Genomic DNA, 11,753 nt, shown 5'->3' with positions numbered 1-11,753 from the left:
CAAGCTATACCCGCTTAGTGCGAGACCGCGTCAGTTCGCTTGAACGGCCAGCGTTCGAATTCGGAAAGCCGCAATCGATAACGCGCGACATTGCCAAGATAGAGTTGATCGAGATCGGACTGGATCGCATCGACGAACAGAGAGATATCCGCTGCGTCCATCCGGCCCTGTGCGAGCGCTTCGATCTCGCCACGCGTGCCGGCAAGGCCACCGCGAATCACCTCCTGCACGACCTCGATCAACGCATTGCGATACTTGAGACGGAACGCGTCCGGCTCACCGATCGATTGCCGAATCGCGAGATAACGCTGGCAGGAACGCTCGTACGCCCAGATAAAAACATCGCGCAACAACTCGACACGATTGCCTTCGTACACGCCGAGCGTGCCGTCCACGTAGGCCTTTTCGGGAACGTCGATGAACGACAGCGGACACAGGTTCTTCCGGACCAGCGGAATATTCGCGGTCAAACGCGAGACCCGTTTGTTGACATCTTCGAACGGCTGCAGATACGGCAGGTGCACCATGCCGAAGAAAGCCTGCTCGAAGGGGTCTTCGATCTGGGCGGCCTTGTTTAACACTGCCTCGAAACACTCCGCGATCTGCTGGGGCACCGCGAGCGGAAAAAATACCGTGCCGCTGATCTCCACTTCGCGCGCACGCAAACGGCCGCTCGCGAACGGATCGGACATCAGGTTGTCCGAGAGAATCGCATGAAGGTTCAGTACGGTGAACCGATTGAAGCCCACTTCGTCCGCGCTCTCGACGATCATTTCGATCGCGGCCTTGTGATTCAGGATCATCTGCGTTTCCTGAGCGCCCTTGCCTTCCGCGATGTGCCCTTGCTCGATTAGCCGTACGGTATCGAGCCGCGTATAGGTATTGCCCTCCAGCCGCGACGAAGCCCATGACAAATCGATCAGAAGCCGGCTCATGATGTCGCGCGCGTACGTACCGGCCGGACGCACGTCCGAAGAGGTGCGTCCCCACTCGTGCAGCCGTGCGCGCTGCGCTTGCGATAGATACGCGTCCTGGTTTGGACGATAGCGTTCAAGAAACGCGCGGTTGTAGCCAACCGGCCGGCGTTCGTGCAACGGCCTGTTCACTTCCGCGCGCACCTCGAGACCCGCGCTCGACACGGGTATGTAAGCCTCGCCGGCAGTGCTGGCGCCGCTGACGATCGGAGCCGGGAACACTGCCGCGCTGGCGGCGGAAACCTGCTTATAAGCGACGGCCCGGCCGGCGCCTTCCGAGACGATCCGGCCAGCTTCGAGCAACGCGTCGAGACGACGTTGCAGCGTGCGGCGCGGCATGGGATGACGGCGCACGGCCAGCGCGGTGGCAAGCGCACGAATACTCTGGCCCTCAGCGCTTGCAGCGACGAGTTGCTCGATCAGATCCAGTTCCAGTTTGATGCCATTGCTGTTCATGCGCGCCACCCTTGAGCCTATGTGACGCGATAAACCTTAATCGCGCCACTTTCTCTTGTCATTGTGGCACAAATCGGTACAATCGCGCCACTTTAGGATCGAAAAGTGGCGCGATTCAGGCTTTCCGCGACAAATTCCCCGTAAAAGTGTCACGATTAAAGTGGAGGCTGTCGCAATTCAGGAGCAAGAGCGAACGCCCGCTTTCAGGCATTCCACCGCACCAGTGACCACTGCCTGGCGCCCTCGTCCCTGCGCAGCCACACAATGCCCGTCATCTCCAGCGACCAGCGCAGACAGCTCTCCAGCGGCACATCCAGCGTCAGCGAAGCGATCGCGCGCATGACGCCGGCATGCGTGACCACATACGCCGGCGACAGTTGGCAACTCTGCGCAAACGCATCGAACCACGCCCGCACTCGCGCGACGAATTGCGCAACGCTCTCGCCGCCATGCGCACGCGCGTGTTCGAAATTGGCCGCCCAGTCGTCGAGCAACGCACGATCGATCGCGTCCCAGCGCTGCTGCTCCCAATCGCCGAAGTTCATTTCCTGCAGACGATCATCATGGCTGAGCGCACAACCGAAATCGTTCGCCATGGCGGCGGCGAGCGCCGAGCAGCGCATCAGCGGACTCGATATGAACACCCGTGGCGCCGGCACTTGCAGCGTGGCAAGTTTCAACGCAAGCGCGGTTGACGAAACTTCCACATCTTCGGCAAGAGCGATGTCGCTTTGGCCGTAGCAAACACCCGCGTCGAGCGCGACGGCGGGATGACGGATCAGGACGATATCCATGCAAGCCCCAGCAGATAGATGCTCAGCTCGAGAACCTGTTGTGCGAAGCCCAGACAGTCGCCGGTATAGCCGCCGATCCGCCTGACGAAATAACGCCCCATGGCAAAGCGCAGCCCCGCGAGCACGACGATTGCCGCGCCGGCAAAACGCCAATCCGGCAGACCGGGGCCGCTCGGCCAGAGCAACAACGGCAAACCGAATATCGCTGCGCAGAGCAACGCAGACCCGCTTAAACGTTGTGCGACCGGTTTGGCTTTACCTTCGGCGCGCACGTAGTCGAGCGTGGCCAGATAGCTGATGGCAAACACACGGCTCGCCGCATGCGCGGCGATCATCAGACTCGCGGCGCGTACCGGCGGCAGTGCGGTGAGCGTTTGCCATTTCAGTGCTAGCGCGATCACGAGCGCGATGGCGCCGAACGCACCGATGCGCGAGTCATGCATGATGCGCAACACGTCCTCGCGCGTATAGGCGCCCCCGAACGCATCGACACAATCGGCGAGTCCGTCCTCATGAAACGCGCCGGTCACGACGAGCGACGCGGCCATCGACAGCAGCACCGCCACGCCTGCGGGAAAGACCTGCAAGGCCGCGAGATAAACCAGCGCGCTCAATCCGCCGATCAACAAACCGACCAGTGGAAAATAACGCGCCGCCGCATTCAGATAATGTGGCTCATAGCCAACCCAACGCGGCACCGGCACGCGCGTGAAATAGCCGAGCGCCGTGAAGAAATAGCGCAGTTCAGCGAGCGGATTCATGAGCGAACCGGACGCGCGCTTCTGTACGAAGACGCTTCGTACGGTGGCGCTTTAGACAATGTGTCAAGCATCGCGATTCGCAACCCCGGCCGATTCGAAGCTCGCCATTTCATTGACGAACGCCACCGCCGCCCGCAGCAACGGCACCGCGAGCACCGCGCCCGTGCCTTCGCCGAGACGCATATCGAGCGAAAGCAATGGCAACGCGCCGAAATGATCGAGCATGCGCCGATGCCCCGCCTCGTTCGACGCATGCGCGAACACACAATACTCGCGCACCTTCGGTGCGAACGCATCGGCTACCAGCAATGCCGACGTCGCAATGAAACCGTCGACGAGGATTGTCATACGCGCCTGCGCGGCGGCGAGATATGCGCCAGTCATCATGGCGATTTCGAAGCCGCCGAAGGTGGCGAGCACGTCGAGCGGATCGCTGGAAGCGGCATGATGCGCGAGTGCCGAAGCCAGTACGTTGCGTTTTTTCGCCAGCCCGGCATTGTCGAGACCCGTGCCGCGTCCAACGCATTCGTCGATCGGCACGCCACACAGGCGGCTCATCAGACAAGCGGCCGACGACGTATTCGCAATGCCCATCTCGCCGAAGCCGATCACATTGGTGCCGAGCGCCAGATGATGCCGCACGCGTGCCGCGCCCGACTGCATCGCGGCCAGCGCCTGTTCGCGCGTCATCGCGGGTTCATGCGCGAAGTTGCGCGTGCCGGCCGCGACCGGGATATCGATGAGCCCTTCAGTGGACGGCAGCGGCGTAGCAATGCCTGAGTTGACCACTTCGAGTTCGACGCCGCACACGCGGCTCAAGGCATTGATCGCCGCGCCGCCCGCCAGAAAGTTGGCGACCATTTGCGCGGTCACTGCTTGCGGATAAGGACTCACGCCCTCCTGTGCAATGCCGTGGTCGCCGGCAAACACGATCATCGCCGGGCGTTCGACCGTGGGATGCGTCGTCCGCTGGATCAGCCCCAACTGGCGTGCGAGTGTCTCGAGCCGCCCGAGGCTGCCGGGCGGCTTGGTCTTGGTGTCGATGATGCGTTGCAGTTCGGCACGCAGCGTTTGGTCGAGCGGTTCGACATCGGTCAATCCCGGCACAGCTGATAAAAAAGTCATAGACGTTTCAGACAGAAAGAGTGTGTTTTTTTAAAGCGCTTAGCCTGCCGATATGTCATCAGCCGCAAGCGATTCGTGACCTGAGCGTGGCGCGGGAATCAACGCCTCATGCTCGCCGTCGCGAATCAGAATCAAGGGATAGCCGAACGCCCGGCTCGTCAGCGTGGGCGTCAGCACGTCGTGAACCGGTCCGGCATACGCGCCCCCCTTGCCGTCGAGCAGCAGCGCATGTGTCGCGAAGCGCCGCGCGAGATTCAAGTCATGGCACGAAAACAACACTGTACGCCGTGGCTCGCGCGTCCAGGCGCTCAGCGCTTCCAGACAGTCGATCTGGTGGTGCAGATCCAGATGCGAGAGCGGTTCGTCGAGCAGCAGCAACGGTGCCTCCTGGCACAACACGGCTGCCAGCGCGACACGCTGCCGTTCGCCACCCGAGAGCGAGAGCACGTCGCGCGCAGCAAATGCGGCGAGGCCCAAGCCGTCGAGCGCGGCATGCGCGGCAGCACGATCGGCCTCGCTTTCCCACCCCCAGCCGCTCAGATGCGGAAAACGGTTCAGCATCACGATGTCGAGCACGCTCGCGCTGAACGCATCGGCTGCACTTTGCGGCATCAGCGCGCGACGCTGCGCGAGCGGCAACGGCCGCCAGTCGGCGAGACGCACGCCGTCGAGTTCGACATGGCCGGCCGACGGTTGCGCCAGACCGGCGAGCGTGGAGAGCAAAGTTGTCTTGCCCGCGCCGTTGGGCCCGGCAATGCACCAGATCTCGCCGGCGTAGAACGTGTGCGTGAACGCGTCGAGCAAGGTACGCATGCCCGCGCGCAAGGTCAGGCGTTGCGCGCTGAGCGTCACGTCGGGGAGGTCGTGCGGATTCATCATCGGCGCCTGCGCAGCAGCATCCAAAGAAACACCGGCACACCGACGATCGATGTGATCACGCCGACCGGCAATTGTGCCGGCGCAATCACGGTACGTGCGATCAGATCGGCTCCCATCACCGCGACGCCGCCACCAAGCGCCGCGGCCGGCAACAGCATGCGCTGATCGTTGCCGAACGCGAGCCGCAACATATGCGGTACGACAAGGCCGACAAAGCCGATGGTGCCCGCCGTCGTTACCGCGGCGGCAGCCGCGAGCGACGCCACCAGATAGACACGCAAGCGCAGCGGCATCACGGCGACACCGAGTGCCTGCGCAGCGGCGTCCCCCCGCAGCAGTACATTCAGCCGTGGCGCCGCGGGGACGATCGCCACCAGCACGACGGCCAGCGCAACAAGCGCCACCCACGGCATCGCACCGCCGTTCAGATCGCCGGTCAGCCAGAACAACATCCCACGCAGCCGGTTGTCCGGCGCGAGATTGAGCAGCAAGGTAATGACGGCGCCCCAACCCGCCGCGATCACCGCGCCGGTCAGCAGCAAACGCGGCGACGTATCCTGCGGCTCGCCCCGCCACAACTCGCGGCGCGCGAGACCGAGCACCAGCAGGATCGACACGAAGGCGCCGGCGAACGCGCTGGCATCGACGATCCACCACGCGCAGCCGGCGATCATCGCGACCAGCGCGAATGTGGCGGCCCCGCCCGACACGCCCAATACCCAGGGCTCGGCCAAGGGGTTGCGCAACAGCACTTGCAGCAGCGCACCGGCCAACGCCAGCAACGCGCCGCACGCGAAGCCGGCCAACGCGCGCGGCAAACGCAGCGTGCGCACGATCTCGCCGGCAAGATCGGCGGACTCGACACGCGGCACATGCGAAGGCAGCAGCGCCGCCAACACGCGCGCGGGTGCAAGCGACACACTGCCGAGCGCGAGCGACGCCATCAGCACAGCCAGCGCAATTCCCGCGAGCGCGAACCAGATCGCGGCCGCGCGTTTCGCATTCATCACGCGGATCGTGTTTCCGGGTATCGGACCCGAGCCGTGGTTCATCGACGCGTTCTCATGCCAGTACCTCCGGCACTGCTGCCACCCAATCGTGAGTACGCACCGCGCCGCAGCGAGGGAAAGGAGTAGGCTGTTTCATAGTCCTTGTTAAACAGGTTCTGGATCCGCGCGGCGACGCAGCAAGCCTTCATGATGTTGGTGTAGCGCGTCTGCATCTCTGCGTGTTGCGCGCATGACAGATCCACGATCCTTCGATCCTCTGCAGGTTCACCCAATTGCCGCTCCCCGGCAGGTGAATGCCGGACAAGACTGGCGGGTAGTCGATCGGATTCGAATAGCTTGCAGTCGCCTTCCAACGCCCGGTGACGTCGAAGCCGTAGCCGAGATAGTAACTGCTCACGCAGCCAGAACCGCAATACTGGTCGCGCCATTGACCGGGCCGACTCTGCCCGCCCTGGAAGAGCACACGGCACGCTTTGCCATAGCTGCCGTTGCCGTGGCGCTCGTATTCCTCGCTCGTATTTCTTTTACGGTTGAGCTTGTGACCCAGCGAAACCAGGCCGTTTTCGTTCGGCTTAGCGTTGGGTGACTGGGCCATTTTTCCGCGTTTGAGCGGGGACGTCCCTCGCCTTCCGGCCGATCTCCGGACTGGCAACACGTCGATCCCGCCTTCCCACGCGTGGCGCGCAGTGGCACACTCGCGTGTTCAGCTTCAAACACACGATCAGGATCGACCGGCATGGCGAACGCGGTCGCGGTCGCTTGCCGTTGCCGGAGTCTGCGCAGGTTCGCGCGTGCATGCGAGGCGCACGCCGGGCTTCCCGTTTAGCTGCGTGCGCTGCGAAAAAACGCGCGCGGGCGCCAACGTGCGGCCAGTTTAGGAGCGGCCTCCGGGTCCGTCAAGAATGGTCAATCCATGCGCAATCTGTTCCGTTATATGCAGGTTATTGTCCGATGCGTGGGCTGCTTTTCATCATATGGTCGATAAATGCCTGCATAAAGCGATGTTGTTACGTCTCGAAACGAGACAATTGTCGGAACCTGCGACATTCCGCGCTAAAATGCAATGTCTTTAGAGGACGCAGCAGATGCTCACCGAACTCGAAACACTTTCACAGAATATCGGCAAGCTGATCGCGATCAGCCAACGCCACAACGAAGCGCGGCTCGCGCTCGAGAATCAGCTCGCCCAAACGCGTGCCGAAGCAGAGGCCACGCGCACTGAACTCGCGTTAATGCGCGAGGAGCGCGATGCACTGCAGGCGGAACGCGACGCGCTGTCGGCAAAGATCGACGACGCACAGGTACGCCTGAATGCGATCCTCGAAAAGCTGCCGCGCGCCCGCGCGCATAGCGAGCCGGATAATCAGCTCGATCTGCTCGATACCGCGCCGCAAGAGCTTGAAGCGGAGAGCGACGTCACCCGCCACGGAGAAAATGCATGACCACCAAGCAGATCGAAGTATCGATTCTCGGCGTGCCCTATCGCCTCGCCTGCTCGCCTGAAACTGAAGGCGCGCTGCTTGAAGCGGTCGCACGCGTCGACGCCGAGATGTCGAAGATCCGCAATAGCAGCAACGTGCGCGGCACCGATCGCATTGCCGTCATGGCTGCGCTATCGCTGGCATCGGAACTGCTTAAGCTGCAATCGAGCGTGCGACACGGAGAAGCATTTCCCGCAGAGGAAATCCGGCGTACAATGCATCAAATGAACGAACAACTGGGCACTGTGATTCAGCAGTACAGCATGCAGTAAGTGCCTAGCAGTATCGAACAATTTCAAGTAGCCGGTCCTGAGATCGGCTGCGGATTCAAGCACAATGCATGAGCCAAGTCTCACGCAAGTGATTGAGTTCAATCGGTTTGACTTCCCTGCCTGGTTCGCCAAGGTCATATATTCCTTGAACCAATGCCATGTGCACGGTTGTGGAAATTTGTAGCACGGGTGTGCGCGTCACTCTGTCTGATGTACCCGAAGTGCTGCTAACTGCGACCAATTCTGAACCCCCGGTTCAGGATGCCGGCCTAGCGGCTAAGGCGGGGACCTTATTCAAGACGGCATCGGACTTCGGTCCGGTGCCGTTTTTCTTTGGGTCTCGCTTTTTCTTCTGTATTCTCAAACCTTTAACGCTCACTTCGATTCATGCGCTACTGGCTAATGAAGTCCGAACCGGACGAAGCAAGCATCGACCATCTCGCAGAGGCCCCGCAGCGCACGTTGCCGTGGACCGGCGTGCGCAACTATCAGGCGCGCAACTTCATGCGCGACATGATGCAGGTCGGCGACGGTGTGCTGTTCTATCACTCGAGCTGCCCCGAGCCGGGCATCGCCGGGATCGCGGAGGTATCGTCCACCGCGTATCCGGACCCAACTCAGTTCGACAAGAAGAGCCCCTACTACGACCCGAAGTCGTCGCAGGAAACACCGCGCTGGCTGCTCGTCGATGTGGTGTTCAAGAAGAAAATTCCACTGATTCCGCTTGCCGTGCTGCGCGAACACGAGGAATTGAAGGACATGCGTGTGCTCGCCAAAGGTAACCGCCTGTCGATCACGCCGGTGACCGAGGCCGAATGGCGCTTCATCACCAAGCATCTTGTTTGACGTTGCATATTCGGCTCGCGTCCGTGGTCGCTCGAGCCCTGCGCAAATCCTGTGCGTATCCACGCACGCTCGAAAGCAAGTGTGAGCAAACGTCAAATTAGGGAACCAAGCTCAGGTTACAGGCGCCTAACGGACTCGCAAACGTTGTGCCAACGTACAGCGTTCGCTCAATTCGTGCACAACCTGTTCAAGCAAGGAGTCCAAAAATGACGAAAAACACCGCACGTGCACTCGCTCTCGCTCTTGTTTGCGCCGCCCCTGTCGCGCTTGCGCTGACGCCGGCCATCGCCCGCGCGCAGAGTGTGACGCAGTATCAGCCCGCAGGTGTGCTGTCGCTGAATGCACAGGCAAGCGCGGAAGTACCGCAAGACGTCGTCGATATCACGTTGTTCTACGAGCAGGAAGCGAACGACCCGTCCGCGCTCACCGCCACGCTGAATCAGCGTGCCGACGCAGCGCTGCAGAAGGCCAAAGGCGTGAGCGGCGTCACCGCGCGTACCGGTTCCTTCTCGATCTATCCGTCCACCGATCGCGACGGTCGTATTTCCGCATGGCGCGGCCGTACCGAAGTCGTACTCGAGTCGCACGATTTCGCTTCGGCGTCGAAGCTCGCGGGGCAGATGGCGTCGATCATGCAAGTGGGCAACGTGCAGTTCTCGCTGTCGCCTGAAGCCCAACGCGCCGCCGAGCAGAAACTCACCGGTGAAGCCATCAAGTCGTTCCGCGAGCAAGCCGCTTCGTCGGCACAGGCATTCGGCTACAGCGGCTATTCGATTCGTGAAGTCAACGTCGGGCATAACGGCGTTATGCCGCGTCCCATGATGATGATGAGCGCACGCGCCATGGGCGCCGATGCGAAAGCATCCGCGCCGGTACCGATCGAAGGCGGCACGTCGACCGTCACGGTCAATGTGTCGGGCTCGGTGCAGATGAAGTAACGCGATTGACGCCTGACGTACCGCAACGTAAGGCAGTAAAGCAAAAAGCCACGGCGTGCCGTGGCTTTTTTTTCATTGACCACCACTACGATAAAACGTAGCGATCAGTTCATCGAATTCAATTCGCACCGACCGCCGGCACGGATTGACGCCGTGCTCGGCGATAGGACCACACCAGCATGCCAATGCCCACGAGGATCATCGGCAGCGAGAGCCATTGGCCCATCGAAAGGCCCATGGCAAGCAAGCCAAGGAAGTCATCCGGCTCACGCGCGAACTCTACCGTGAAGCGCGCGAGACCGTAGCCGATCAGGAAGACCGCGGAAATCGCGCCCATCGGCTTCGGTTTGCGCGAGAAGAAGATCATTACGAAAAACAGCACCACGCCTTCGAGCGCGATCTCATACAGTTCCGACGGATGGCGCGGCAGCATGTGATATTGCGCGAACACTTCGTTCAGATGCCATTGCGCGGCCAGTTGCGGATGCGTGGCGAGCCACGTGGCGTCGTCCGGTGCGGCGCCCGGAAACAGCATCGCCCACGGCGCCGACGGATCGGTCACACGGCCCCACAGCTCGCCGTTGATAAAGTTGCCGAGACGCCCTGCCGCGAGTCCGGTGGGCACCATCGGCGCGACGAAATCGGTGACCTGCAGCCACGACCGCTTGCGTTGGTACGCGAACAGCACCATGGCCAGCGTCACGCCGAGAAAGCCGCCGTGAAACGACATGCCGCCTTCCCACACCTTGAAGATGTCGAGCGGATGCGCGAAATAAAAGCTCGCCTTATAGAACAGCACGTAGCCTAGCCGGCCGCCGAAAATCGTCCCGAGCACGCCGTAAAACAGCATGTCGTCGATATCCTTGGCGGTCCAGCCTTGCGCGGCGACGTACGGCAAGCGCAGCCGCAACCGGCCAACGACAATCGCCGCGACAAACGCAACGAGGTACATCAGTCCATACCAGCGCACAGCGAGCGGCCCCAGATGAATGGCAACGGGGTCGAAATTCGGGTGAATAAGCATCGTGTTGTTATGGGCAGTTCGGGTTCAGAAGCGGATTTCTAATCGGTTTTCAAGTGGCTGCAAGCGTTTGCACGCCGTGCGGCGCATGCGTTGGACGGTTCGGTTTGCAATGCGTTCGCGGCAGCGTCGAGTCTAGGCACGGGGTGCCGCGAACTGCGCCTCGACGGTGGCCGCATGGGCTCGCACGATCTCGATGAAGCCCGCCAATACCGGACTCACCTCCGCCGTGCGCCAGACCAGCCCCGTCTCGATCGCCGGCACCGATTCCGCGAGCGGCCGGTACACGACACCCGTGCGGCGCAGGTTACGCAAGGATTGCGGCACCAGTGCGACGCCCATGCCGGCCGACACGAGACTCACGATCGTCTGCATCTGGATCGCCTCCTGGCCAACCCGCGGTGCAAGACCCGCCACGCCGTAGCAATCCATAATGATGTCATAAAAGCCTGGCGCCAAACGTCTTGGGAAGATCACGAGCGGCTCGTCGGCGACATCGCGCAGGCTGATCGGCGTGTCCAGCCATTCGGCGCACGGGTCGGCATGCGGGTGGGTGTCGGACTCCGCGGCAGCGCTCACGCGCGCCGCCGTTTCCGTCGACATCGCGATCACCAGCGGTTCGCGGGCGATCGACAGCCACGAGAGTTGGGTAGCATGACGCGACGGCAGCGGCGCGATCACAAGGCCCGCGTCGATGCGCCCGGCCACCAGTTCGTCGACTTGCACGTCGCTGGTGGCTTCGGTCAATTCGAGGCGCACCCTCGGATGGCGGGCGCCGAAATCGCGCAGCAGCAACGGCAGCAGGCCATAGTCGGCCGTGGAGACGAAGGCCAGCGACAGCACCCCCGCCTCGCCTCGCGCAAGGCTCTGCGCCAGCGGCCGCAGCCCCTCGGCGCCGGCCAGCAGGCGCTGAACTTCAGGCAACAGGTCGGCGCCCACCGGCGTGAGTTCGACCGAACGCTTGGTGCGCGCGAACAACTCGACACCCAGCGTCTCCTCCAGCGCGCGAATCGCCTGCGACAGCGGCGGCTGCGTCATGGAAAGACGTACGGCCGCTCGCCCAAAGTGTTTTTCTTCGGCGACGGTCACGAAATAGCGCAACTGGCGCAGGTCAGGTATCGCGGGCAGCATAATTAATACATTTTACGACCTAATGGAGCCCGAATAATATACTGGACACGCGCCTTGCAAAACAG

At 62.0% G+C, this 11,753-nt stretch carries 13 protein-coding genes and 1 other RNA gene; 5 read left to right on the top strand and 9 right to left on the bottom strand.

The window, feature by feature from the left end:
- Positions 1-14: 14 nt before the first annotated feature.
- The 7 genes from HWX91_RS21810 to HWX91_RS21780 all read right to left on the bottom strand — a co-directional run bounded on the left by HWX91_RS21810 (position 15) and on the right by HWX91_RS21780 (position 6,594).
- Positions 15-1,430, bottom strand: coding sequence for a Fic family protein (locus HWX91_RS21810; protein ID WP_028200481.1), 1,416 nt, complete (start codon positions 1,428-1,430; stop codon positions 15-17).
- A gap of 203 nt (positions 1,431-1,633) precedes the next feature.
- Positions 1,634-2,224 (bottom strand): alpha-ribazole phosphatase, encoded by a 591-nt coding sequence (gene cobC / locus HWX91_RS21805; protein ID WP_028200480.1) that lies wholly within the window; start codon positions 2,222-2,224, stop codon positions 1,634-1,636.
- Positions 2,209-2,985 carry an adenosylcobinamide-GDP ribazoletransferase gene (locus tag HWX91_RS21800; protein ID WP_028200479.1) on the bottom strand — a complete coding sequence of 259 codons (777 nt, stop codon included), beginning with the start codon at positions 2,983-2,985 and terminating at the stop codon, positions 2,209-2,211. The genes cobC and HWX91_RS21800 overlap by 16 nt, the downstream gene beginning before the upstream one ends.
- 63 nt (positions 2,986-3,048) lie before the next feature.
- Entirely contained in the window at positions 3,049-4,110 is a 1,062-nt protein-coding gene (gene cobT, locus HWX91_RS21795; RefSeq protein ID WP_028200478.1) for a nicotinate-nucleotide--dimethylbenzimidazole phosphoribosyltransferase, read from the bottom strand.
- A gap of 39 nt (positions 4,111-4,149) precedes the next feature.
- On the bottom strand, positions 4,150-4,989 hold the full coding sequence (locus tag HWX91_RS21790) for an ABC transporter ATP-binding protein (RefSeq protein WP_028200477.1): 840 nt from the start codon (positions 4,987-4,989) through the stop codon (positions 4,150-4,152).
- Positions 4,986-5,996, bottom strand: a complete 1,011-nt coding sequence (locus HWX91_RS21785) for a FecCD family ABC transporter permease (RefSeq protein WP_390416962.1) — start codon at positions 5,994-5,996, stop codon at positions 4,986-4,988. The genes HWX91_RS21790 and HWX91_RS21785 overlap by 4 nt, the downstream gene beginning before the upstream one ends.
- A gap of 187 nt (positions 5,997-6,183) precedes the next feature.
- Positions 6,184-6,594 (bottom strand): hypothetical protein, encoded by a 411-nt coding sequence (locus tag HWX91_RS21780; protein WP_028200475.1) that lies wholly within the window; start codon positions 6,592-6,594, stop codon positions 6,184-6,186.
- A gap of 490 nt (positions 6,595-7,084) precedes the next feature.
- Between HWX91_RS21780 and HWX91_RS21775 the strand changes: the two genes are divergently transcribed.
- The 5 genes from HWX91_RS21775 to HWX91_RS21755 all read left to right on the top strand — a co-directional run bounded on the left by HWX91_RS21775 (position 7,085) and on the right by HWX91_RS21755 (position 9,536).
- Positions 7,085-7,441, top strand: coding sequence for an ATPase (locus tag HWX91_RS21775; protein WP_028200474.1), 357 nt, complete (start codon positions 7,085-7,087; stop codon positions 7,439-7,441).
- The gene (locus HWX91_RS21770) at positions 7,438-7,752 is read left to right on the top strand and encodes a cell division protein ZapA (protein WP_028200473.1); all 315 of its coding nucleotides are present in this window, start codon (positions 7,438-7,440) and stop codon (positions 7,750-7,752) included. The genes HWX91_RS21775 and HWX91_RS21770 overlap by 4 nt, the downstream gene beginning before the upstream one ends.
- 110 nt (positions 7,753-7,862) lie before the next feature.
- A non-coding RNA gene (gene ssrS, locus HWX91_RS21765) (6S RNA) lies at positions 7,863-8,044 on the top strand.
- Positions 8,045-8,139: 95 nt separating this feature from the next.
- The gene (locus tag HWX91_RS21760) at positions 8,140-8,598 is read left to right on the top strand and encodes an EVE domain-containing protein (protein ID WP_028200472.1); all 459 of its coding nucleotides are present in this window, start codon (positions 8,140-8,142) and stop codon (positions 8,596-8,598) included.
- A gap of 206 nt (positions 8,599-8,804) precedes the next feature.
- Entirely contained in the window at positions 8,805-9,536 is a 732-nt protein-coding gene (locus HWX91_RS21755; protein ID WP_028200471.1) for an SIMPL domain-containing protein, read from the top strand.
- Between the two features lie 118 nt (positions 9,537-9,654).
- Here the strand turns inward: HWX91_RS21755 and lgt are convergent, their stop codons facing one another.
- On the bottom strand, positions 9,655-10,560 hold the full coding sequence (gene lgt, locus HWX91_RS21750; protein WP_028200470.1) for a prolipoprotein diacylglyceryl transferase: 906 nt from the start codon (positions 10,558-10,560) through the stop codon (positions 9,655-9,657).
- 132 nt (positions 10,561-10,692) lie between these two features.
- On the bottom strand, positions 10,693-11,688 hold the full coding sequence (locus HWX91_RS21745; protein WP_028200469.1) for a LysR family transcriptional regulator: 996 nt from the start codon (positions 11,686-11,688) through the stop codon (positions 10,693-10,695).
- Positions 11,689-11,753: the final 65 nt, after the last annotated feature.

This window comes from Paraburkholderia fungorum (assembly GCF_902833645.1).
GTDB classification, from domain to species: domain Bacteria; phylum Pseudomonadota; class Gammaproteobacteria; order Burkholderiales; family Burkholderiaceae; genus Paraburkholderia; species Paraburkholderia fungorum.
Note: the sequence above shows the minus strand (reverse complement) of the source record. Positions and strands in the feature narration are given on the sequence as shown.